The following is a 22660-nucleotide window of genomic DNA, read 5'->3' on the forward strand; positions in this document are numbered from 1 at the left end:
ACCGGGAATGGGCGCTTCGTGATCGCGTCGCGCTACCGAAGGCCCTGGAACCATGCCTCCGCGCCAGCGGAGAGCGCCAGCGAGATGCGCTCGCGGGAGGTCGCGGCGAGATCGTCGGGCAGCTGATCGGGCGCGAACCAGCCGATGTCGGTGTTCTCCCCATCGGCCGGGTGGGGAGTGCCCGCGGCGTGCCGGGCCGCGAAGCAGATGTCGACGTACTGGGCCTGGTCGCCATTCGGATAGGTGATGACGGGGCTGGTGGTGACGCTAGTGATGCGTTCGAGAACCACCTCGATGCCTGCTTCCTCGGCGACCTCCCGGGCCAGGGCGGGGCCCGGTTCCTCGCCGGGCTCGAGGATGCCGGAGATCACCGCCCACTCACCGCTATCGGCGCGGCGGGCGAGGAGGATCTCGCCATGCTCGTTGCGCACCACGGCACTGACGCCGGTCAGCCAGAGCAGCGAGGTGCCCACATGCTGCCGGAGCTGGAGGATGAACTCAGGGATGGCCACGAGCGCCGAGCCTATCTCCTTTTTTCAAGTACAGAAGTTCCGATACTGTGGTGCCGTGCCTGCGCCAACCGCCATCCCCACGCCCTACGAGGATCTGCTCCGTGATGTCCTCGAGCATGGTGTCGCCAAGAGCGATCGCACCGGAACGGGAACGCGCAGCGTGTTCGGCCGCCAGATCCGCTACGACCTCAAAGCGGGGTTCCCGCTCATCACGACCAAGCGGGTGCACTTCCGCTCCGTCGCCTACGAGCTGCTGTGGTTCCTCCGTGGCGACGGCAACGTCGGCTGGCTGCAGGAGCACGGCGTGAGCATCTGGGACGAATGGGCAAGCGATAACGGCGACCTCGGGCCCGTGTACGGCGTGCAGTGGCGCTCCTGGCCGGCCGCTGATGGGCGGCACATCGACCAGATCGCCCGGGTGATGGACTCGCTGCGGGACAACCCGGACTCGCGGCGCCATATCGTCTCGGCCTGGAACGTCGGCGAGCTCGAGGACATGGCGCTCCCGCCCTGCCACGCGTTCTTCCAGTTCCACGTGGCCGACGGTGCTTTGTCCTGCCAGTTGTACCAGCGCTCGGCGGACATGTTCCTCGGCGTGCCATTCAACATCGCCAGCTATGCGCTGCTCACCGAGATGGTCGCGCACCAGCTCGGGCTCGAGCCCGGCGAGTTCGTCTGGACCGGCGGCGACTGCCACATCTACGACAACCACGTCGAGCAAGTGCGCACCCAGCTCGCGCGGGATCCCTTCCCGTACCCGCGGCTGCGATTCGCCCGCAAGCCCGCCACGCTCTTCGACTACGAGTTCGATGACTTCATCGTGGACGGGTACCAGCACCATCCGGGCATCAAGGCGCCGATCGCGGTCTAGGGGGAGCAGCATGCGATTGATCTGGGCGCAGGCACGCAACGGCGCGATCGGGGCCGGCGGCGCCATCCCCTGGCACGTCCCGGAGGACATGCGGCACTTCCGCGAGCTGACCCAGGGGCATCCTGTCATCATGGGACGCCGCACCTGGGATTCCCTGCCCGAGCGATTCCGGCCGCTGCCCGGCCGAGCGAATGTCGTGCTCACGCGCGACCCCGCATGGGAGGCGGAGGGCGCGCACGCCGTCCGCTCCCTCGAGGAGGCCACGATCAGCTACCCCGATGCGTGGATCATGGGCGGCTCGCAGATCTATGCCCAGGCCCTCGAGCAGGCCAGCACGCTCGGCATCTCTGGCCTGCACGTCACCGAGGTCGATCTCGATGTCGAGGGGGATGCGTTCGCGCCCGCCATCGGGCCGGGATGGCGCGTCACGGCTACCGGCCCCGGCGAGGGGTGGAGCATCTCCCGGACCGGCATCCGGTACCGGTTCCTCGAGTACGCGCGCCACTAGCCTGGCACGGAGCTGGAACAAGGCGCCATAGCGGCGCCCTGCTCCTTGTCCCGCGTCAGTCCTCCCGGTGCGGGTCCACCTCGAAGATCTCCGCGAGATCATCAAGGATCGCGTGCGCTCCCTGCACGCTCACTGGAGTCATCCAGATATCATCGCGCACGCTGACGCGCCGCCCCTCCAGCGTCTCCCATAGCGGGTTGCCGGTGAACGCCTCGGCGGCATCACGCACGGTGCGGGCGTCGGCGTCATCGTCGGGCTCGTAGGTGGACACGATGATCACATCGCCCTCGGCGAGGTGCAGGTTCTCCGGGCTGATGGAGTTCATGATGCTCGTCGGATCGCTCGGGTCGTCGAGCTGTGACTCCGGGCGCGCGATCCCGGCGTCCTGCAGGACGATGCCGCTGAACGACGAGGTGCGGTACAAGCGGGCGGTGGGCTCGCCGGCGAACCGGATGATCGAGACGACCGGGTCGCCGTGCTTGGCGTTGATCGCGTCGCCCACCTTCCGGGCGCGCTCCTCGTACGCGGCGAGCTCGGACTCCGCGAGCTCCTCCTTGCCGAGCGCCTCGCCGAGCAGCCGGATGTTGTCCTTCCACGTCGGGCCGGTGGACTGGGAGAACACCGTGGGAGCGATGCTCGACATCTGCTCGTAGAGTTCTCCGTGGCGGATCTCGGCGGAGATGATGAGGTCGGGCGCGAGAGCAGCGAGCTGCTCGAGGCTAGGGTCCGAGAGCTCCCCGATCGACGTCGCCCCGGCAGCGAACCGCTCGCGATCTTCCCCGAGGTACTCGGGCAGGCCCTCGCCGCGGTAATCGGTGTGGGCGACGAGCTGCGCATCGAGGAGCAGGGTCGCATCGGCGTAGGAGGAGTCCAGCGCGGCGATGCGCGACGGGGGCGCGGGAATGTCGGTCGAGCCACGGAAGTGCTCGACGGTTCGCGGGAAGCCAGCATCGCTGGCGAGGCCTTCCTCGGCGGTGGGGGCGGGGGAGCCGCATCCCGCGAGGACGGTGAGTCCCGCGAGGAGGAGGGCGGACCTGCGGCGTGGCATGCGGATAGTCATGTGGGGATCTTCCTGACGAGTTCGGGAAAGCGGGAAACCGCCGGGGGATACCCAACAGCACTCCGGCCCGCATCGGGGGAGTACGTGTACATCGCTTGGTGGGGGCCGTGTTGGCGCATGCCCGTGCGACCCCGCTGCGCGGGCGCAGTATCCTGATGCGGTTCGCCCCACGGAACTCGCGGCGGGGCACTAGCTCGGCACCATTTACGACAAAGAGTAGGACCGGTGCACACACTCGGATCCGGACGGTCTAGGATTCTCTGGTAGCGACAGCCAATAGTCCCTCGCCCGAACCAGAGCCCCGGGTCGTGGACGCCGCAGTCAGGAGGATCAGTGACCGCCGTTGCGCCCAAGCCAGTCCTAGACAGGCCGTATCCGCCCAGGCAGGGGCCGAAGGGCTCCCTGATCTATGACATCTTCACGACGACCGATCACAAGCTGATCGGCCTGATGTACCTCACCACGTCGTTCTTCTTCTTCCTCGTGGGCGGGGTCATGGCGCTGCTGATGCGCGCCGAGCTCGCTGTTCCAGGACTGCAGTTCCTGTCGAACGAGCAGTTCAACCAGTTGTTCACCATGCACGGCACGGTGATGCTGCTGCTCTACGCGACGCCCATCCTCTTCGGGTTCGCCAACTTCATCCTGCCGCTGCAGATCGGCTCGCCCGACGTGGCGTTCCCGCGGCTCAACGCGTTCGGGTACTGGCTGTACACCTTCGGTGCCCTCATCGTCGTGAGCGGGTTCTTCACCCCCGGTGGCGCCGCTGACTTCGGCTGGACGGCCTACACCCCGCTGTCGAACTCGCTGCACTCGCCTGGTCCTGGCGGTGACCTGTGGATCGCTGGCCTCGCCGTCGGCGGCCTCGGCACCATCCTGGGTGCCGTCAACATGATCACCACGGTCATCTGCCTGCGCGCGCCCGGCATGACGATGTTCCGCATGCCGATCTTCACCTGGAACATCCTCGTCACCAGCGTGCTGATCCTGCTGGCCTTCCCGCTGCTCACCGCGGCCCTCGCCGGCCTGCTCGCCGACCGGCAGCTCGGGGCGAACATCTATGACCCGGCCAATGGTGGTGTGCTCCTCTGGCAGCACTTGTTCTGGTTCTTCGGCCACCCCGAGGTGTACATCATCGCGCTGCCGTTCTTCGGCATCGTCTCCGAGATCTTCCCGGTCTTCTCCCGCAAGCCGATCTTTGGCTACACCGGCCTGATCTACGCCACCCTGGCCATCGCGGCTCTCTCCATCGCTGTGTGGGCGCACCACATGTACGCCACTGGCGCGGTCCTCCTGCCGTTCTTCAGCTTCATGACGTTCCTCATCGCGGTGCCCACCGGCGTGAAGTTCTTCAACTGGATCGGCACGATGTGGAAGGGGCATCTCACTTTCGAGACGCCCATGCTGTTCAGCGTCGGCTTCCTTGTCACCTTCCTCTTCGGTGGCCTCTCCGGTGTGCTGCTCGCCAGCCCGCCCATGGACTTCCACGTCTCTGACAGCTACTTCGTCGTCGCGCACTTCCACTACGTGCTCTTCGGCACCATCGTGTTCGCCACCTACGCCGGCATCTACTTCTGGTTCCCGAAGATGACCGGGCGCATGCTCGACGAGCGCCTCGGCAAGTGGCACTTCTGGTTGACGTTCATCGGCTTCCACGCCACGTTCCTCGTGCAGCACTGGGTGGGCAACGAGGGCATGCCCCGCCGCTACGCCGACTACTTGCCCGGCGATGGCTTCACCACGCTCAACACCATCTCCACCGTGGGCGCGTTCATCCTCGGAGCCTCGACCCTGCCGTTCATCTGGAACGTCTTCAAGAGTGCCCGCTACGGTGATGTCGTCACCGTCGATGACCCGTGGGGCTACGGCAACTCCCTGGAGTGGGCCACCAGTTGCCCGCCGCCGCGCCACAACTTCACCGAGTTGCCGCGCATCCGGTCCGAGCGCCCCGCGTTCGAGCTGCACTACCCGCACATGATCGAGCGGATGCGCGACGAGGCCCACGTCGGCCCCGGCCACGGCCACAAGGCCAACGAGCTCATCGAGGCCGACCGCCACGCCCCGCCGCCCTACCGTCCGAAGAACACATCCGAGGACAAGTAGCACCTCGCACCAGAACGGCCCTGCCTGCACAGCCCGCTGGCAGGGCCGTTGCGGTGGAACACCATTAGGCTTCACGCAAGGGGCGCGCGCAGCGCTGAAAGGGGAGACGACCGTGACCACGCCGGAGACAACAGTCCTGATCACCGTGACGGGTCGGGACAAGCCCGGTGTCACCTCCGTTCTCTTCGGGGCGCTCTCGCGGCACGACACCAACCTCCTCGATGTCGAGCAGGTCGTCATCCGCGGGCGGCTCACCCTCGGCGTCCTCCTGACCACCCCCGGTGACGCTGAATCGCTGCAGGACGAGGTCGAGCAAGCCATGGCGTCGATCGGGTTCGACGTCGACGTCGAGATCGGTGTCGCCCACGCCGAGCGACGTAGCCTCTCCACCCACGCCCTCGTGGTGCTCGGCAGTCCCGTCACCGCCCGCGCCTTCAAGGTCATCGCCCGCGAGCTCGCCAGCATCGGTGTCAACATCGACACCATCCGCGGCGTCGCCGACTACCCCCTCACCGGGCTCGAGCTGCACGTCTCCACCCCCAGCGGCACCGCTGAGGATGACACCATGCTCCGTCACCACCTCGCCGAGCTCTCCGCTGCCGAGGGCGTCGATATCGCCGTCGAGCGCGGTGGCCTCGCTCGGCGCGCCAAGCGGCTCATCGTGTTCGACGTCGACTCCACGCTCATCCAGGGCGAGGTCATCGAGATGCTTGCCGCCCACGCCGGGCGGGAAGCCGAGGTGCGTGCCGTCACCGAGCAAGCGATGCGCGGCGAGATCGACTTCACCGAATCCCTGCACCGGCGCGTCGCCGCCCTCGCCGGGCTCGACGCCAGCGTCATCGAGGCCGTCTCCCAGCAGCTCGAGCTGACTCCAGGTGCCCGCACCACCATCCGCACCCTCCGCCGCCTCGGGTTCCGCTGCGGCGTCGTGTCCGGCGGTTTCCGGCAAGTCATCCAGCCCCTCGCCGACGAGCTCGAGCTCGACTTCGTCGAGGCGAACACCCTTGAGATCATCGATGGTGTCCTCACCGGGCGCGTCGTTGGCCATGTTGTCGACCGTGCCGCCAAGGCCGTGGCGCTGCAGACGTTCGCCGATCAGCGGGGCGTGCCCATCGAGCAGACCGTGGCCGTCGGTGACGGCGCGAACGATATCGACATGATCGAAGCAGCGGGGCTCGGAATCGCGTTCAACGCCAAGCCAGCGCTCCAGCAAGTCGCCGACGCCTCGCTCACCCACCCCTACCTCGATGCGATCCTGTTCATCCTCGGCATCACCCGCGATGAGATCGAGCACGCCGACGCTGCCGAGGGAGTCGGTCGGCGCGTCCCCATCGCATGACCACGCCGGACCACGTCGATGCGGAGTTCATCGAGCGCCACGCAGCGCTCGTCGAGCACTGCCACCCCCGCGCGCGCCATACTTACCAGCCAGACCCCGCGGACCCCGCTGATGTGCGGGCCATGCAGATGGTGCTGCATATCCCTCGGGCCGAGCCGCCCACCCGGCATGACCTGCTCGCCGCTGCCGCAGCATCCGCCGTCGCCGTATGCCTCCACCCCAATGCCGGCCTTGGCGGGCCCTGGCACGATCCGCTGCACTCCTGGATGGGAGCGCGGATCCGCAAGGTCGCCCGGCGAGCCCGCGGGGCCGCATGGCACGCCGCCCAGGACGTGCCCGGCGTCACCTGCACGGCCGGGACCGCGCACGCGCGTGCCTTCGTGCCCGGCCGCATCGGTGACCTCGACCCCCGGATCAAGAAGCTACAGATCAGTGGCACTGACATCCCGCCGGAGCCCGCGGCCCCAAAGCCTTTGGGGCCTGCCCAGCCTGTCCTTGCGATCAACACCGCCCTCGGCATGACTGTCGGCAAGGCCGCGGCGCAGGCCGGGCACGCCAGCATGCTGCTCGCCGCCACTCTCACTGCCGAGCAAGCGTGGGAATGGGCGCGCCAGGACTATGCCTGCACCATCGTCGAGGCTGGCCCCGCGGATTGGTCCGCGCTCCTCGACCAGGCCCGCGACGGTCACGGAATCGTGGTCCGTGACGCTGGCTTCACCGAGATCGCACCAGGATCCGCCACCGTCGTCGCCCACTGGCCCGGATAGGGTCGCCGGGGGTGGAAACCTTGCCTCCCGGTCCTACCTCGGGATGATCGCAGGATCCGCCCCCAGGCTGACGAGACTGCCCGCGCGCGCCGATAATGTCTAGGGCATGACAACAACGCTGATCCTTGCTCAAGCAACCCAGGTCGACTCCGGCTACGCGGTGAGCATCGGGCTGGTGATCCTCCTCGCGGTCGTGGCGATCGCCGCGCTCGTGCTGTTCATCGCCGCCCTCGTCAGCGTGCTGTCCTCCACCGTGCTCAGTGGGGTGGGCAAGATCGTGTGGATCCTGCTGATCTTCGTGTTTCCGCTGCTCGGTCCGCTGCTGTGGTTCTTCCTCGGCCGCAACGTGCGCATCTAGGCCTCGTCGGCGGCGGGCCGGGCGGCTGCTGCTAGCGCTGGCCCGTCGGCCCGGCTGCTGCTGGCCCGTCGTCCGCTGGCCCGCCGGCTGCAAACGCGATAGAAGCTGTGCAAATGCCAGGTCAGTTTCTATCGCGTTTGACAGTTTCCCGTGCTTTTGCGGAACCAGCCGCCGCCAGCCACCAGCCGCCCGCCTCTAGCCGCGCGAGTCGCGGATGCGGGCGAGCGCCCCGAGCGCCACGCTGCGATCCATGGTGGACCAGTAGGGCGGCAGGGTGGAGCGCAGGAAGCCGCCGTAGCGGGCGGTGGCGAAGCGAGGATCGAGGATGGCGATGACGCCCTTGTCGTCGACGGAGCGCAGGAGGCGCCCGGCGCCCTGGGCGAGGAGCAGCGCGGCGTGGGACGCGGCGACGGTCATGAATCCGTTGCCGCCACGGGACTCGATGGCGCGCTGGCGAGCCCGCCGCAGCGGATCATCGGGCCGCGGGAACGGGATGCGATCCATGATGACCAGCGACAAGGACGGGCCGGGCACGTCGACGCCCTGCCAGAGGGAGAGGGTGCCGAAGAGCGAGGTTTCCTCGTTGGCGGCGAACTCGCGGACGAGCTGGCCCGTGGAGTTCTCGCCCTGGCAGAGCACGGGGGTGTCGATTCGCTCGCGGACCTTCTCGGTGGCCTCGCGGGCGGCGCGCATGGACGAGAAGAGGCCGAGGGTGCGTCCGCCGCTCGCGGTGATGAGGTCGACGATCTCGTCGATGTAGGCGGGGGGTAGCCCGTCGCGGCCGGGCGCGGGCAGGTGGCTGGCGACGTAGAGGATGCCGGATCGGCCGTGATCGAACGGGGAACCAGCATCGAGGCTGGACCAGCGCAGTGCCTGGGTGTCGCTGGGTGCTTCTTTCCCGGTGGCTAGTGCCGGGTCGGCGTCGCGGGTGGTCTCGCCGGGGGTGTTGCTGGTGATGGGTAGCCCCCAGGTGCGGGCGAGGGCATCGAACGCGCCGCCAATGGCGAGGGTGGCGGAGGTCAGGATCACGGTGGCGTTCGCGAAGAGGCTGGAGCGCAGCAGCCCGGCGACCGAGAGGGGGGCCACGTGGAGGATGGCGCCCCGGCGGTCATCCGAGGTGATCCACACGACGTCGCGGCGCTTGGCGGCATCGGGCTCGCCGAAGTTCTCGAGGATACGGACGACGGTGTCGTGGATCTCGTCGAGCGCGGAGAGCGCGGCGGCGCGGGCGCCGAGGGCCTCGGGCTCGGCATTGCCGGCCGAGCGGATGGGGCCGATGGCGGTGCGGGCGTTCCAGGCGGCGTCGCGCACGGCGGCGAGCGCGTACTCGGTGCCATGCGGCAGGGTTTCCCAGAGCCCGCCGGGGATGCTGTCGAGGACGTCGCCGAGGTTGTCGGACGCGGAGTGCAGCTGGTCGGAGTCGCGCTCGTCGATGAGCTTGGCGCACTTGCGGACGGCTGCGACGATGGTGCGCGCGGTCAGCTCGGCGGCGGCCGCTCCGGTGACCCTGTCGACGAGCTCGTGGGCCTCATCGATGACGACGACATCGTGGTCGGGGAGGATCTGCGCGTCGGAGAGCGCCCCGATGGCGAGGAGGGCGTGGTTGGTGACCACGACATCGACGTGCGCGGCCTGGGCCCGGGCGCGCTCGGCGAAGCAGTCCTCGCCGATGGGGCAGCGGGCGGCGCCGAGGCATTCGCGGGAGGTGACGCTGACCTGCCGCCATGCCTGGTCCATCACGCCGGGGGTTATCTCCTCGCGGTCGCCGATGTCGGTGGTCTCGGCCCAGTCGTGGATGCGGCGGACGTCGCGGCCGAGGCGGGAGACGGCGAACGCGTCGAACAGTTCATCGGCCTCGTCGTCGGGCTCGTCGGGTGTGTTGTGCAGCTTGTTCAGGCATAGGTAGTTGTTGCGGCCCTTGAGGATCGCGAACTGCGGCGTGCGGCCGAGGTGCGGGGCGAGGGCCTCGACGAGGCGCGGCAGGTCGCGGTCGATGAGCTGCTTCTGCAAGGCGATGGTGGCGGTGGAGACGATGGCGGTCTTGCCGGTGCGCACCGCGTGCTCGATGACGGGGACGAGGTAGGCGAGCGACTTGCCGGTGCCGGTGCCGGCCTGCACGGCGAGATGCTCGCCGATATCGATGGCGTGGGCCACCGCGCTGGACATGCGCACCTGGCCGTCCCGCTCGGTCCCGCCGAGCGCGGTGACGGCATGGTGCAGCAGGGTGGTGGTGGAGGTGGTCGCCGGTTCGGGCACGCCACGAGGGTACCCGTGGCGGGGGCTGGTCCCTAAAGCCCTCGGCAGCACGCCGGGCCGGAAGTGCTCAGCGGGCTACCCCGGCCGCGGCGCCAGGCTGGCCGTCGAGAGCAACGCCCTCGCCACGGAGCTGCTCGAGCGCGGTGTCGATGCTGCTCTGGGCCACTCCGACTGTGTAGTCGAGCAGGACGGTGGTGTCGAAGCCTTCGCGGGCGGCGTCGAGGGCGGTGGCGCGCACGCAGTGGTCGGTGGCGATACCGACGATGTCGACGCTGGTGATGCCGCGAGCGCGGAGCCAGTCGGCGAGGCTGGTGTCGTCGGTGCTGGCGCCCTCGAACCCGGAGTAGGCGGCGGTGTAGGCGCCCTTGGAGAACACTTCCTCGACGTTGTGGAGATCGAGGTCGGGGTGGAACTCGGCGCCGGTCGTTCCGACCTTGCAGTGCACCGGCCAGGAATCGACGAAGTCAGGCTCGCTGGAGAAGTGCGCGCCGGGATCGATGTGGTAGTCGCGGGTGGCAACGATCGCCCCGTACCGGGGCGCGGCGTCGGCGATGAGCGCGGAGATCTCGCCCGCTGTGGCGGAGCCTCCCTCGACGCCCATGGATCCACCCTCGCAGAAGTCGTTCTGGACGTCGACGACGATCAGCGCGCGATGCTCGGGGGCTGTTGCGTCCTGGTGGTTCGTCATCGGTGGTCCTCCTCGGTCAGGAACCGGGTGGGGATGGCAGGCTCGCCACGGGAGAGCGCGAGCCCCTCCCACGGCAGGGACCGCAATCCCTTCCGGGTGTTCTCGCGTGCTCCCTCCAGTGTGACGCGCGCGGCGGTGCGCTCGCCACCCTCGATGAACGCCCGCGTGACGGCCGTCGCATGCGGCAGCGGGGGCGGTGCCATCGCGGCAGGGTGGATGACTTCCTCGACGAGCGTGCCGGTGGGGCGCGCGATGCGCAGTGCTGCCTTCGCGCCGCCGATGGTCTCCTTGTGGCTGCTGCGCTTGGAGACGGGCACGCCATCGACCTCGACGAGCTTGTAGACCATGCCTGCGGTGGGCGCCCCGGATCCGGTGACGAGCGAGGTGCCGACGCCATACGAGTCGACGGGATCAGCGCGCAGGGCGGCGATGGCGTGCTCGTCGAGATCGCCGGAGACGACGATCTTGGTGCTGGTGGCGCCGAGCGAGTCGAGTTGCTCGCGGACCTGCCGGGCGAGGGGGCCGAGATCGCCTGAATCGATGCGCACCGCGGCGAGGCTGGTGCCGGCGATGTCGATGGCGGTGCGGACGCCCTCGGTGATGTCGTAGGTGTCGACGAGCAAGGTCGTGCCCGTGCCGAGGGTGGCCACCTGTGCGCGGAAGGCCGCGGCCTCGTTGGGGCCGTCGGCGGTGGTGTGCACCATGGTGAAGGCGTGCGCGCTCGTGCCGGCGCTGGGCACCCCGTAGCGGCGGGCCGCCTCGAGGTTGGACGTGGCGGTGAACCCGGCGATGTAGGCGGCGCGGGCAGCGGCGACGGCAGCCTCCTCGTGGGTTCGGCGGGAGCCCATCTCGATCAGCGGGCGCCCGTCGGCGGCGGTGACCATGCGGGCCGCTGCGGAGGCGATGGCGCTGTCGTGATTGAGGATCGACAGGGTGATCGTCTCGAGCAGGACGCACTCGGCGAAGGTGCCGGTGACGGAGAGGACGGGGGAGCCGGGGAAGTACAGCTCGCCCTCCGGGAAGCCGGTGATGGTGCCGCGGAACTGGTAGTCGCGCAGCCAATCGACCGTGTCGGCATCGAGGAACCGCGAGACGGACGCGAGGTCGGCGTCGGTGAAGCGGAAGGCCTGCACGGCATCAAGCACGCGCTCGGTCCCGGCGACGACGCCGTAGCGCCGGCCCTCGGGGAGGCGGCGGGCGAAGGCCTCGAACGTGCAGCGGCGGTGGGCGCTGCCATCACGCAGCGCGGCGGCGAGCATGGTGAGCTCGTACTGGTCGGTGCGCAGGGCCGTGGACGCGAGCGGAATGGTCACGTGCTCCACCGTAGTGCGATAGCTCTTCGGGGGCAGCCCAGAAGGCAGCCCAGAAGGCCACCCAGAAGGCAGTCCACAAGGCAGCCCAGGGATCAGCTGGGGGACGGCGCGGGCGAGCTCCGGGGGTGGAATTGTTGGCCGGTCGACTAGTGGCGGCGAAGTGGCTCGTCGTACCCTGGTGCTATGCCTGTTCCGATGGAGACCGAGCCCCAGGCCACCCCGGGCGGGATGGTCGAGGAGAGCACGGACGAGTCGAGCCAGCGTCCGTGGGTAACCATCGTGTGGGACGATCCGGTGAACCTGATGCAGTACGTCACGTATGTGCTGCAAAAGATCTTCGGGTATAGCCGCCAGAAGGCGACCGAGCTGATGATGAAGGTCCACACCGAGGGCAAGGCCGTTGTCTCCTCCGGAACGAGGGAGAAGGTCGAGGCGGATGTGCGCAAGCTGCACGCCGCTGGCCTGTGGGCAACGATGCAGCACGAGTCGTAGCGTCGCGCGGGTTCGCGTGCCGAGCCGTCGAGAATCGAAGGAAGTCGATATCCAGTGCAGTCCTGGTCCCGGAAGAACACGCTGAGCGGGGTCCGCATCCGGTCGCAGGTGGACCCGCACGAGGCGAAGGTACTGCGGTCGGTGATCCATTCCGTGGTGGCGATGCTCGACGAGCGGGAGTCCGACACCCCCCACGATGAGCTCGAGGAGCTGACGGGGATGCGCTCGGGCAACAGCGCGCCGCCCACCAATGCCGTTGTCGCCCGGTTGCTGCCAGATTTCTGCCGCCACGATCCAGACGATCAGGATGAGGATCTTGACGCGGCAGGCGTCGCCGAGCTCAATGGCGCGCTGCGCAGCCTGAACGAGCCAGAGATCATCGACGATAAGAAGGCTGCCGCGAAGGCGCTGCTCGATACGCTGCCCGCGGAGGGGGGCAAGATCTCGCTGAGCATGGCGCAGGCCGAGGGGTGGATCGCGGCGATCAACGATGCCCGCCTCGCGCTCGGCACGGTGCTCGAAGTGCACGATGGCATGGCCGAGGAGTTTGATCCCGAGGATCCGCGCGCCCCCCAGCTTGGCGTGTACCACTGGCTGACCTGGATGCAGGACGCGCTGATCATCGCGCTGGCCGGGCAGCGCTAGATGGCTCGGCGCCCAGCGACGCCGGGGCCGCGCAACAGCATCACCGACGTCGAGGGCGTGCTGGTGGGGCAGTGGACGCGTCTCGGGGCTGCGACGATGGGGTCGGGCTGGGCCACGGGCGCGACGGTGGTCCTCACTCCTGCGGGCGCGACGGCGAGCGTGGACGTTCGCGGCGGCGGACCTGGTACTCGCGAGACTGATCTGCTGGCGCCGCACAACACCGTGCAGCATGTGCATGGCATCGCGCTCGCCGGCGGCAGCGCGTTCGGGCTCGCCGCTGCCGATGGCGTGATGCAGTGGCTCGAGCAACAAGGCCATGGCTTGCGGATGGGCAGCGACGGAGCCGTGGTGCCGATCGTGCCCGCGGCGGTGATCTTCGACCTGCCCGTGGGCGGCTGGGCGAACCGGCCTGGAGCGGCAGCAGGACATGCGGCCGCGGAGAAGGCCGGTCGAGACGTCGAGACAGGCTCGGTGGGCGCGGGCACCGGCGCACGGGCGGGCGCGCTGAAGGGTGGCGTTGGCACCGCGAGCCTGTGCCTCGGCGCGGGTCCGGCGGAGGGGCTCACGGTGGGCGCGCTGGTGGTGGCGAACCCGGTGGGCTCGGTGATCGATCCCGAGACCGGACTGCCTTGGGGGCTGCTTGCCGGTATCGGCGACGAGTTCGCGGCGCCGATCCCCACCGCGGAGCAGATCGCGGCGTTGCGGGAACTCGGTGCCAAGGGCACGGTGCTGAACACCACCATCGGCGTGGTCGCCACCGACGCCACGCTCGACAAGGCTGGCTGCCACCGGCTCGCCGTGGCCGGGCAGGCGGGACTGGCCCGGGCGATCCGGCCCTCGCACTCGCCGCTCGACGGCGACACGATCTTCGCGGTAGCCACCGGCACGGCAGCGCTCCCGCCCGGCGTGACAGCGGCGCTGCCCGCAGGTATACCGGGAGGAACAGCCGTGCTCGCGGAGCTGGCCGCTGCCGCGGCGTCGTGCGTGGAGCGTGCCATCGTGCACGCCGTGCTCGCGGCAGTCCCGGTCGCGGGCATCCCCGCCTACACCACGATGGTGGCGGGAACGGCGACTGATACGGGAGGGGACCATGACCTACAGCCATAGAACGCCCATGACGGGCAGTCCGGCCCCATCCCCGTGGTGGCGCGCGGCCACCATCAGCGGGGGATTCGTAGCGCTGCTGTTCGTCATCGAGCTGATCGATGTACTGGTGAACCAGCGCTTCAACCAGGCCGGGATCCGGCCGCTGGACTCAGACGGGCTCAGTGGCATCCTCGTTGCGCCCCTGATCCACCAGGACTGGGCGCACCTGATCGCCAACTCGGTGCCGCTGCTGGTGCTGGGCTTCCTGGTGTTCCTGGGCGCGCTGCGGAGGGCGATCACCGCCACCGCGATCATCTGGCTCGTTGGCGGGGCGGGGACGTGGCTCATTGGTGGGTCCGGCGTGCATATCGGCGCGTCGATCATCGTGTTCGGTTGGCTCGCCTTCCTCGTCGCGCAGGGCTTCTTCAGCCGCAACGCAGTGCAGATCGCCGTCGGTGTTGCCGTGGTGTTCCTCTACGGCGGCCTGTTCTGGGGCGTGCTGCCAGGGCAGCCGAACGTCTCCTGGCAGGGGCATCTCTTCGGCGCCATCGGCGGGCTCGTTGCCGCCTGGTACGTCACCTCCCACGACCGGGAGAAACGGCGCGCCGCTCGACAACGACCGATGCCCCGCGATGGAATGACCTGGTGAACGCCAACGGATCGCCGAAACCACGTGTAGCCGGATCGCCCATCGTCGAGACGCCGGGCCCCGAGTCCCCGATCGGGATCTTCGATTCGGGCGTCGGCGGGCTCACGGTCGCTCGCGCGATCATCGACCTGCTTCCCGACGAGAACATCATCTACATCGGCGATACCGCCAACGGCCCCTACGGGCCGCTGACCATCCCGGAGGTGCGCGCGCACTCCACGGTCATCGCCGACGACCTCGTGGAGCGCGGCGCGAAAGTGCTCGTCATCGCCTGCAACACCGCCTCGGCCGCCTACCTGCGCGATGCGCGGGAACGCTACTCGATACCCGTGGTGGAGGTGATCCTGCCGGCGGTGCGCCGCGCCGTCAAGGCCACCCACAATGGGCGCATCGGCGTGATCGGCACGCAGGCCACCATCTCGTCGCGCGCCTACGAGGACGGGTTCGCCGCAGCCCGCGACATCGACGTCAGCGCCGTCGCGTGCCCCCGCTTCGTGGACTTCGTCGAGCGCGGCATCACCAGTGGCCGCCAGGTGATGCAGCTCGCCCAGGGCTATCTCGAGCCGCTGCAGCGCGACAGCGTGGATACCGTGATCCTTGGCTGCACCCACTACCCGCTGCTCTCGGGCGTGATCCAGCTCGCGATGGGCGAGGATGTAACGCTCGTATCGAGCGCCGAGGAAACCGCCAAGGATGTGTTCCGCGTGCTCACCGAGCGTGATCTGCTGCGACCGCACACCGGTGCCGCGCCGCGCCGTGAGTTCCTCGCCACCGGCGACCCCGACCGGTTCAGCAGGCTCGCCGCGCGCTTCCTCGGACCCTCGATCCCCGTGGTGCAGCACATCTAGCAGGCGCGGTGCTGGCGCGGCGGCCGGCCCGCCCGGACCGGCCCTGCCTTCGGAAGTGTGCGGTTTTGCACCCCGCCACCGCCCTGCGAGGGGGGCAGAACCGCACACTTCCGGCATCGGCGTCCTGGCGAGACCGCGCGCCCAGCATTACCAGCTCGCCAAGCACCGAGAGACCTGGCGAACCCGCCCGCTTCCAGCCGGAGCCGCGATAATATTGCGCCACAACGATTTCCAGAATTGCTTGCTCCGGCAAAGAAGATGCTCGCGTACGCATATCGCGATTTCGCCGCGTAACGAATCCGTGGGGATTCGGCGATCAACGCGTCACGAGTTGGCGTAGTTCTCGCTTCGGCCTGCAGAAATCGCCAGAGAAGCCAAATGTGAATTGGTGCGGCATGGCAGCATTAGAGGCATGCGCATTACCGTTCTTGGATGCTCCGGGAGCGTCACGGGCCCGAGCTCGCCGGCGTCGGGGTATCTCATCACGGCAGAAGACACCGCGCCACTGGTGCTCGACTTCGGTGGCGGGGTGCTCGGTGCGCTGCAGCGGTATGTCGATCCAGGTGACGCGAACCTGATGCTCTCGCACCTGCATGCCGACCACTGCCTCGACATCCCCGGCCTGCTGGTGTGGCGGCGCTATCACCCCGAGCCGCCGTCCGGGCGGGCGCTCGTCTACGGGCCCACGGACACGGCTGTGCGCATCGGTGCCGCGTCCTCCGAGGTGGGCGGGCATATCGATGATCTGTCGGACGTGCTTGATGTGCGTACGTGGGGCGATGCCGAAGAGGTCAAGTTCGGCAGCCTCACGGTGCTGCCGAGAAGGGTCTACCACCCCCCGGAGTCCTTCGGGTTCCGCATCACCTCGGCGGACGGGGCGGTGCTCGCCGTCAGTGGTGATACCGGGGTGTGCGACCAGGTGCGCGAGCTCGCCGTCGGCGCGGACCTCTTCCTGTGCGAGGCCTCCTGGACGGATTCGCCCGACCGGCCCAAGGGCGTGCACCTCTCGGGCACGGAGGCCGGAAAGCTGGCCCGCGAGGCTGACGTCGGCGCGCTGCTGCTCACGCATATCCCGCCGTGGACCTCCGCCGATGCGGTGCTCGCGGAGGCGAAGGCCGAGTACGACGGACCGATCCACGTCGTCAAGCCCGACGATCAGTTCGATGTGGCGCAGGCCCGTCTCGTCGAGGAATCCCTGACCTGACCCGTTTCGCCCGTAGCGTCGCGCGTGAACTACCGGTGGGGAAGCCGCTAGTCTCGAAGGGGTGAGCAGACGAGCAGATGGCAGAGCAGACGACGAACTACGCCCGATCCGGATTACCCGGGGGTTCACCGACCATCCAGCGGGATCGGTGCTCGTGGAGTTCGGCAAGACCCGCGTCATGTGCACCGCGAGCATCATCGACAGCGTGCCGCGCTGGAAGGACGGCAACGGCGAGGGCTGGCTGACCGCCGAGTACGCGATGCTGCCCGCGGCGACGCACTCGCGCAGTGGCCGCGAATCGGTGCGCGGCAAGGTGGGCGGGCGCACCCAGGAGATCAGCAGGCTCATCGGACGCTCCTTGCGTGCCTGCATCGACCTGAAGGCTATTGGCCCGCGCACCATCACCATTGATTGCGATGTGCTGCAGGCCGACGGCGGCACCCGCACCGCCGCGATCACGGGTGCTTTCGTAGCGCTGCATGATGCGATCACCTACCTGGGCGCGACGGATGCGTTGATCGATCCGAAGCCGCTCTCGTGCTCCATCGCGGCAGTGAGCGTGGGTGTCATCGACGGCCGGGTGCGGCTCGACCTGCCGTACGAGGAGGATTCGCGCGCCGAGGTCGATCTCAACGTGGTCGCTACCGATGCGGGCACATTTGTGGAGATCCAGGGCACCGGCGAGGGCGCCACGTTCCCGCGGTCCACCCTGGACGCGCTGCTCGACCTCGCGCTGAAGGGCTGTGCCGAGCTGGTCGAGATCCAGCGGGAAGCGCTCGCCGCGCCGTACCCGGGCGAGCTGCCGCTCCCGAGCCCGACCGCGCCGAAGAAGAAGGCCTTCGGCCACAAATGAGCAAGGGACGAGGCATCGCCAAGACGTTGCTGGTGGCGAGCCGCAACGCCAAGAAGCTCGCTGAGCTGCAACGCCTGCTCGATGCTGCCGGGATCACAGGTATCGATCTCGTGAGCCTGCGGGACGTGCCGGAGTTCCCGGAAGCACCGGAGACGGGGGAGACCTTCGAGCAGAACGCGCTCGCCAAGGCCCGCGACGCGGTTGCCGCGACGGGCCTGGCGAGCGTGGCGGATGATTCCGGCCTCGAGATCGACGCCCTGCATGGCATGCCGGGGGTGCTGTCGGCACGGTGGAGCGGCACCCATGGGGATGATGCCGCCAATACCGCTCTAGTGGTGGCCCAGTTGCGCGATGTTCCCGATGAGCGGCGTTCCGCGGCGTTCGTCTCGGCCTGCGCGCTGGTGCTGCCCGATGGCACCGAGACCGTGGAGCGAGGGACATGGCGGGGCGCTATCGCGCACGAGGCTCGTGGCGAGGGCGGCTTTGGCTACGATCCCGTGTTCGTCCCGCTGGTGGGCGAGGACCCGGTTCATCCCGTGCTGGCGGATCGCACCGCGGCCGAGCTGTCACCGCAGGAGAAGGATGCGGTGTCTCATCGCGGCCGAGCACTGGCGCGGCTGCTGCCCTCGATCGCGGCCTGGGCCGCTTCCACCTGAACGACCAGTCGATCGGGCCGTGGACGGGCGGCGCTGGCTACTCGCCCTCGTCCACGGTCTCGGCCGCCGGGTCGTCTTGTGGGTCACTTGGTGGATCGCCTTCGAGCGTTCCCTCGCCGGGCTCCTCGAGCACGCGCGGCTCGATGCGCAGCGAGCCGTCGATCTCCTGCACGGTAGGCGCGATGGCCTCGGCATCGCGGGACAAGGAGCTCACCCGCAGCTGCACCACATAGGTGGTGCCATCGATCTCGGGGACAACGGTGCGTTCGACCACCGCCATGTAGCCATGCTCCTCATCGCGGAACTCGCCCGATACCGCATAGGACGGGAAATCGCCCACCATCGTGTCCGCGTCATCGAGGGCGATCTCGAAATCAGGGAGATTGCGCAGCGCGCCATCCGCATGCTCAAGAATGTCCTCGGCGGGAACCACCCGATCAAGGCGCTGGACGGTCAGCACGGCGGTGGGCAGCGGGCCCGGATCCGATTCGAAGAACCACTTGGTGCCAAGCGCCACGAAATGCGCTTGCGGGTACGTGGCGGGGTCGGCAGGTTCCCAGCCCTCGGGGACCTCGAACGCCACGATCGGCCCGGTCTCGCTGCCCGGAGGCAGGGGAGTGCGGCCAATGCCTTGCTCACCGAGATACTCGTTGATCGTGGTGGCGCGCTCCGGCTCCTCCGGCGCCACCGGCATGGGCGCTGTGGGGGTCGCAGGAGGGAGCGACACGGCCACCGTGGTCGGTGTGGCATCGCTAGGGGCAGTGTCCTCGCTCGCGCACCCTGCCACGGCCAGTGCGCCCGCTACCACGATCGCTGTCCCCGAGCGACGGATCATCATGCTCTCTTGAATATCCCGCCGCCACCGCGATGTCAAAGCCACCATCCGCGACGAGTCACAATCGTTGCCCCGCCCGGGTCTTGCGCGTCACCTTGTGCTCGACGATGAACGACAGGAACGGGATCGTGCCCGCGAGCAGCACACCCAGCGTCGGCACCGGGCGCCAGCGCGCCTTCACCGCCAGATCCAGCGTCACCAGCAGGAACACGAAATACACCCAGCCATGCACCACCGGGATGATCGCCGCCCACCCTGGCATGTCCAGCTTCAGGATGTACTTCGCGATCATCTCCACCGTCAGCACCAGCAACCAGATGCCCGTGGTGATCGCCAGCACGCGGTAACGGGTCAACGCCGGGCCGATGCGATTCGGCAACGTGCTTGTCGGAGCAGTCACTCCGCGTTCCTTTCGTCAGAATTCCGGGGCTTGTCCTCGGCAAGCTCGGCAAGGAGGCGGTTGTACTCCCGCAACTGCGGGTCCTCCTCCTCGGCCCGGGCAGCGCTCCGCGGGCGCTGCGGCAGAAGGTCCTCCGGGATCTCCCGCGGCTCGTCAGTGCGCGGATCGACCTCGCCGCGCTCGAGCCGGACGAACCGAAGATACGCATACACGAAGAATCCCGCGAACAACGGCCACTGCAACGCATACCCCAGGTTCTGCGCCGAGCCAGACATCGAGTCATAGCGCTGCCACTGCCACCATCCCAGCAGCAGGCACGCGGCAGCAGCGATCACCACGAACACGATCAACGCGACGCGACGCGAACGGGAAGGAGAGGTGCCAGCCACACCACTACGGTACCGGCAACAGCGCTGTGGCCACGCTCACGCACGGTCGGTTCGGCGTCGCGCGATCGTGGGCGCGGGCGGGCAGCTCGGCCTCCGCTGTCCCGCAAAAGCCTATGAAACGAAACAAAAACTGCTCGAAACTGGTGCGGATTGTTGCGTTCCATAGGCTTTCGACGGTCAGGTTCTAGCTCGTGCAAACAGCGCGCCCGCCGCGATGGTGAGCCGGTGCAGATCGACGAGCTCGTCGGCCGCAAGGCGGGGGCCGATGTAGCCGCCCGCGAGGACGAACGCGACGGGGACGGATTCCCGCGCGCAGAACTCGAACACGAGGCGCTCGCGCTCGGCGAGGATGTCGCTGGTGATTCCCCGGAGCCCGCCGATGCTGCAGTCCTCGTGCGGATCCATGCCCGCGTTGTACAGCAGCAGGTCGGGCCGGAGCCTCTTCAACTGGTCGAGCGCGTGCTCGACGCGGCCGAGGTAGACGTCGGCGCGGTCGACCATCCACAGGGTGGAGTTGTCGGTGTCGGAGTAGGAATCGAACGAGGACACCGACACGTCCAGCTGCGTGATCCGCGGGTCGGTGCCGATGATGGAGGCCGTTCCGCCGCCGCAATGCGCGTCGAGGTCGAGGATGGCCACGGTCGATGTTTCCGCTTGCAGCGCCGCCGCGGCGGCGACCGCGAGCCCGTTGACGCTGCAGAAACCACTGCCCATATCGCGGCGGGCGTGGTGCAGCCCCGACGATAGCGAGCCCGCCGAGCCTTCCTCGAGCGCGGTCAGCGCGGCCGCGACCACCCCGCCAGTCGATGCGGAAATGGAGGTCCACAGGCCTGGATCCCAGGTGAGTCCCTGCGATTCGGCAACCACGCGGGGCCGTCCGGTGCGGAGCGCGTCGATGTAGTCGGGTTCGTGCGCGCCCTCGAGGTCGGCGGCGGTGATGGGGTCTGGCGTGGCGATCCGCACCCCGTCGATGGGGCGGGATTCGAGGGAATCAGCGATCCATCCGGATTTCGCGACGGTGTCGAAGCTTTCCTCGGAGGCGATATAGCGGGGCGAGTAGAAGACTTTCATGGGGTGCCTTTCGCGTTCTGCGGGCATGGCGAAGGTGCGCTTGGTGGAGGGTTTGCGCCGGTGGCTGGTTTGGGACGGCTAGCCGGTGGAGTTGCTAGCGCCGGTTCATCAGGTAGTCGCAGGGGTTCCAGATGCTGGGGTCGGCGATGTAGAAGTAGGCATGGCCACCTTCGGGGCTGCGGACCTCAAGGATTCCCCAGCGCGTTTTCCACCACGCTTGTCCGTCCGACAGGAACAGCGCGGCCGCGACGGCGTCCGGATTGTGGTTGCGGAAGCGGAAAACCTCATCGTCCTTCGTGACGACAATCTGGTCGTCGTCATCGACGGTGGCCGTCACCTCGACGGGATGCTTGTCCTCGAACGCCTTGCGCGCGTGGATCCAGTGGACGACGTGCCCGCTCTGGTACAAGCGGCAGCCGGGTACGCCGCTGCCGATGCGGACCACGGCGATCTCCTTTTCGTGGGAACCAGGTGTGCCATCGGGTTCAGGCGTGGCGTGAAGATCGTCGGTCATCGAGAACTCCTCGATCCAGGGCCCGCAGGGGCCAGCTCCTGCCGCGCGCCGGTCGACGCGAGGCCGCTTCCTCACCCGAGCCACCCATGAGCATGGGGTTGGCCTGCAGCCCAGTCGGGGCTTTGCGGCTGCATCTCGTGAAGCATTCGTCAGTGTACGGAGGGGGTCTGACAGAAAACGTCGAAGCCCGGGCGGGTGGTCCTGGACTCGACGGGAGGAGCGCTGCCGACACGGTGCCGGACGCGTACCAGCATTCTCGGTCGCAGTGGATAAGCTTGCTGCCGTGCGACGACTCATGCGACGAACGATCCTGCTCGGAATCCTTGGGCTCGTCCTCATCATCGCGGCATCGAGCGCGTGGGTGCAGTGGCAGAGCCGCTCACGCATCGAGACCGGAACCCCGCAGGAATGGGTCATCGTCCTCGGCGACCGCGTGCGCGACGGCGAACCCTCGGACTACCTCCGCGAACGTCTCGACACCGCCATCGGCATCATGCAGGAGGATCGCGCGGCACAGGTGCTCATCTCCGGGCACGCCGCCTCGAAAAAGGGCAACGAGGTCGCCGCCATGCACGACTACCTCACCGAGCAAGGAATCGAAGCGGAGGCGATCACCAAGGACCGGCACGGCGTGACCACCTACAACACGTGCGCCCGCGCCCACGACGTGTTCGGCATCAACAATGCCACCGTCGTCACCCAGGACTTCCACCTGCGGCGAGCCGTGGCGCTCTGCGAGGAACAAGGCATCCACACCGTCGGCGAGGAAGCGACCTCCGACGCCGGTACCTACCTCACTGTTCGCAACTGGTTCCGCGAGATCGTGCTCTCCCGGCCCAAGGCACTTCTTGATAGCACCCTCGATCCTGGGCCGCGGACTCGCGAGCGGTGAGTGGTTGCGGCAGCCTCCGGAACTGCGAGCGAAAGTCAACAGATGTCCGATTCTGGGGCGTGATTTGTTGACTTTCGCTCGCAGATTTTCACTGTCGAGTGGTGGGTCGGCGCGGCGCGCCCACCAGCGGCGCAAAAGCACCGGAAACAGCCAAACGCGATAGAAACCGCCCCTGGATCGAGGCATTTTCTATCGCGTTTGCAGTGAGGGCAGCGAACCCATCTTGTGCGCGAGGGGGGACTTGAACCCCCACGTCCTAGGACACTGGAACCTAAATCCAGCGCGTCTGCCAATTCCGCCACTCGCGCGCGCAGGGCATAGCGTACGGCGTGGCGCGGGCTGTCCGCTACTTGG

The 22660-nt window shown here is 68.3% G+C and carries 25 protein-coding genes, 1 tRNA gene and 1 riboswitch; of the genes, 15 read left to right on the forward strand and 11 right to left on the reverse strand.

Annotation, left to right across the window (positions count from 1 at the left end; genetic code table 11):
* Positions 1 to 32: 32 nt before the first annotated feature.
* Complete coding sequence (locus QC765_RS09260) at positions 33 to 512, reverse strand: NUDIX hydrolase (protein WP_278314154.1); 480 nt, start codon at positions 510 to 512, stop codon at positions 33 to 35.
* 55 nt (positions 513 to 567) lie between these two features.
* On the opposite strand from QC765_RS09260, the gene QC765_RS09265 reads away from it, so the two are divergent.
* A complete protein-coding gene (locus tag QC765_RS09265; protein ID WP_278314155.1) occupies positions 568 to 1383 on the forward strand; it encodes a thymidylate synthase in 816 nt (271 codons plus the stop codon).
* A 10-nt stretch (positions 1384 to 1393) separates the two neighbouring features.
* The gene (locus tag QC765_RS09270) at positions 1394 to 1891 is read left to right on the forward strand and encodes a dihydrofolate reductase (RefSeq protein ID WP_278314156.1); all 498 of its coding nucleotides are present in this window, start codon (positions 1394 to 1396) and stop codon (positions 1889 to 1891) included.
* Between the two features lie 55 nt (positions 1892 to 1946).
* Here the strand turns inward: QC765_RS09270 and QC765_RS09275 are convergent, their stop codons facing one another.
* Positions 1947 to 2951, reverse strand: a complete 1005-nt coding sequence (locus QC765_RS09275) for an ABC transporter substrate-binding protein (RefSeq protein WP_278314157.1) — start codon at positions 2949 to 2951, stop codon at positions 1947 to 1949.
* Between the two features lie 333 nt (positions 2952 to 3284).
* On the opposite strand from QC765_RS09275, the gene ctaD reads away from it, so the two are divergent.
* The 4 genes from ctaD (at position 3285) to QC765_RS09295 (ending at position 7515) form a co-directional block, all read left to right on the forward strand.
* Positions 3285 to 5051 carry an aa3-type cytochrome oxidase subunit I gene (gene ctaD / locus QC765_RS09280; protein WP_278314158.1) on the forward strand — a complete coding sequence of 589 codons (1767 nt, stop codon included), beginning with the start codon at positions 3285 to 3287 and terminating at the stop codon, positions 5049 to 5051.
* Between the two features lie 112 nt (positions 5052 to 5163).
* The gene (serB, locus tag QC765_RS09285) at positions 5164 to 6390 is read left to right on the forward strand and encodes a phosphoserine phosphatase SerB (protein WP_278314159.1); all 1227 of its coding nucleotides are present in this window, start codon (positions 5164 to 5166) and stop codon (positions 6388 to 6390) included.
* Complete coding sequence (locus tag QC765_RS09290; protein WP_278314160.1) at positions 6387 to 7157, forward strand: peptidyl-tRNA hydrolase; 771 nt, start codon at positions 6387 to 6389, stop codon at positions 7155 to 7157. The genes serB and QC765_RS09290 overlap by 4 nt, the downstream gene beginning before the upstream one ends.
* A gap of 106 nt (positions 7158 to 7263) precedes the next feature.
* Positions 7264 to 7515, forward strand: a complete 252-nt coding sequence (locus QC765_RS09295) for a PLDc N-terminal domain-containing protein (RefSeq protein ID WP_149361158.1) — start codon at positions 7264 to 7266, stop codon at positions 7513 to 7515.
* A 195-nt stretch (positions 7516 to 7710) separates the two neighbouring features.
* Here the strand turns inward: QC765_RS09295 and QC765_RS09300 are convergent, their stop codons facing one another.
* The 3 genes from QC765_RS09300 to QC765_RS09310 all read right to left on the reverse strand — a co-directional run bounded on the left by QC765_RS09300 (position 7711) and on the right by QC765_RS09310 (position 11718).
* Entirely contained in the window at positions 7711 to 9771 is a 2061-nt protein-coding gene (locus QC765_RS09300; protein ID WP_278314161.1) for an ATP-dependent DNA helicase, read from the reverse strand.
* A 67-nt stretch (positions 9772 to 9838) separates the two neighbouring features.
* Positions 9839 to 10459, reverse strand: coding sequence for a nicotinamidase (locus QC765_RS09305; protein WP_278314162.1), 621 nt, complete (start codon positions 10457 to 10459; stop codon positions 9839 to 9841).
* Positions 10456 to 11718, reverse strand: coding sequence for a nicotinate phosphoribosyltransferase (locus tag QC765_RS09310; RefSeq protein WP_373876723.1), 1263 nt, complete (start codon positions 11716 to 11718; stop codon positions 10456 to 10458). Before QC765_RS09310 ends, QC765_RS09305 begins: the two co-directional genes overlap by 4 nt.
* Before the next feature lie 249 nt (positions 11719 to 11967).
* Between QC765_RS09310 and clpS the strand changes: the two genes are divergently transcribed.
* The 8 genes from clpS to QC765_RS09350 all read left to right on the forward strand — a co-directional run bounded on the left by clpS (position 11968) and on the right by QC765_RS09350 (position 18205).
* Positions 11968 to 12264 carry an ATP-dependent Clp protease adapter ClpS gene (gene clpS / locus QC765_RS09315; RefSeq protein WP_278314252.1) on the forward strand — a complete coding sequence of 99 codons (297 nt, stop codon included), beginning with the start codon at positions 11968 to 11970 and terminating at the stop codon, positions 12262 to 12264.
* 54 nt (positions 12265 to 12318) lie between these two features.
* Positions 12319 to 12909 (forward strand): oxidative stress transcriptional regulator AosR, encoded by a 591-nt coding sequence (aosR, locus tag QC765_RS09320; RefSeq protein ID WP_278314163.1) that lies wholly within the window; start codon positions 12319 to 12321, stop codon positions 12907 to 12909.
* Positions 12910 to 14016, forward strand: a complete 1107-nt coding sequence (locus QC765_RS09325; protein ID WP_278314164.1) for a P1 family peptidase — start codon at positions 12910 to 12912, stop codon at positions 14014 to 14016.
* On the forward strand, positions 14000 to 14644 hold the full coding sequence (locus QC765_RS09330) for a rhomboid family intramembrane serine protease (protein WP_278314165.1): 645 nt from the start codon (positions 14000 to 14002) through the stop codon (positions 14642 to 14644). Before QC765_RS09325 ends, QC765_RS09330 begins: the two co-directional genes overlap by 17 nt.
* A 41-nt stretch (positions 14645 to 14685) precedes the next feature.
* Positions 14686 to 15492 carry a glutamate racemase gene (gene murI / locus QC765_RS09335; protein WP_278314253.1) on the forward strand — a complete coding sequence of 269 codons (807 nt, stop codon included), beginning with the start codon at positions 14686 to 14688 and terminating at the stop codon, positions 15490 to 15492.
* A 412-nt stretch (positions 15493 to 15904) separates the two neighbouring features.
* Positions 15905 to 16696 carry a cyclic nucleotide-degrading phosphodiesterase gene (locus tag QC765_RS09340; protein ID WP_278314166.1) on the forward strand — a complete coding sequence of 264 codons (792 nt, stop codon included), beginning with the start codon at positions 15905 to 15907 and terminating at the stop codon, positions 16694 to 16696.
* A gap of 61 nt (positions 16697 to 16757) precedes the next feature.
* Complete coding sequence (gene rph, locus QC765_RS09345; protein ID WP_278314167.1) at positions 16758 to 17549, forward strand: ribonuclease PH; 792 nt, start codon at positions 16758 to 16760, stop codon at positions 17547 to 17549.
* The gene (locus QC765_RS09350) at positions 17546 to 18205 is read left to right on the forward strand and encodes a non-canonical purine NTP pyrophosphatase (protein ID WP_278314168.1); all 660 of its coding nucleotides are present in this window, start codon (positions 17546 to 17548) and stop codon (positions 18203 to 18205) included. Before rph ends, QC765_RS09350 begins: the two co-directional genes overlap by 4 nt.
* Positions 18206 to 18242: 37 nt before the next feature.
* Here the strand turns inward: QC765_RS09350 and QC765_RS09355 are convergent, their stop codons facing one another.
* The 5 genes from QC765_RS09355 to QC765_RS09375 form a co-directional block, all read right to left on the reverse strand.
* Entirely contained in the window at positions 18243 to 19043 is an 801-nt protein-coding gene (locus QC765_RS09355) for an LpqN/LpqT family lipoprotein (RefSeq protein ID WP_278314169.1), read from the reverse strand.
* A gap of 55 nt (positions 19044 to 19098) precedes the next feature.
* The gene (locus QC765_RS09360; protein ID WP_278314170.1) at positions 19099 to 19440 is read right to left on the reverse strand and encodes a DUF3817 domain-containing protein; all 342 of its coding nucleotides are present in this window, start codon (positions 19438 to 19440) and stop codon (positions 19099 to 19101) included.
* Positions 19437 to 19829: a transcriptional regulator gene (locus QC765_RS09365; RefSeq protein WP_278314171.1), complete on the reverse strand. Its 393-nt coding sequence runs from the start codon at positions 19827 to 19829 to the stop codon at positions 19437 to 19439. Before QC765_RS09365 ends, QC765_RS09360 begins: the two co-directional genes overlap by 4 nt.
* Positions 19830 to 20006: 177 nt before the next feature.
* On the reverse strand, positions 20007 to 20900 hold the full coding sequence (locus tag QC765_RS09370; protein WP_278314172.1) for an arginase family protein: 894 nt from the start codon (positions 20898 to 20900) through the stop codon (positions 20007 to 20009).
* 94 nt (positions 20901 to 20994) lie between these two features.
* Positions 20995 to 21414 carry a hypothetical protein gene (locus QC765_RS09375; RefSeq protein WP_278314173.1) on the reverse strand — a complete coding sequence of 140 codons (420 nt, stop codon included), beginning with the start codon at positions 21412 to 21414 and terminating at the stop codon, positions 20995 to 20997.
* A 29-nt stretch (positions 21415 to 21443) separates the two neighbouring features.
* Positions 21444 to 21557: riboswitch (SAM riboswitch) on the reverse strand.
* Between the two features lie 140 nt (positions 21558 to 21697).
* Between QC765_RS09375 and QC765_RS09380 the strand changes: the two genes are divergently transcribed.
* Entirely contained in the window at positions 21698 to 22306 is a 609-nt protein-coding gene (locus tag QC765_RS09380) for a SanA/YdcF family protein (protein ID WP_278314174.1), read from the forward strand.
* Between the two features lie 226 nt (positions 22307 to 22532).
* Here QC765_RS09380 and QC765_RS09385 read toward each other — a convergent pair.
* Positions 22533 to 22614, reverse strand: a tRNA-Leu gene (locus tag QC765_RS09385).
* Between the last annotated feature and the right edge of the window lie 46 nt (positions 22615 to 22660).

Source organism: Hoyosella levis, from assembly GCF_026008515.1.
Taxonomy (GTDB): Bacteria; Actinomycetota; Actinomycetes; order Mycobacteriales; family Mycobacteriaceae; genus Lolliginicoccus; species Lolliginicoccus levis.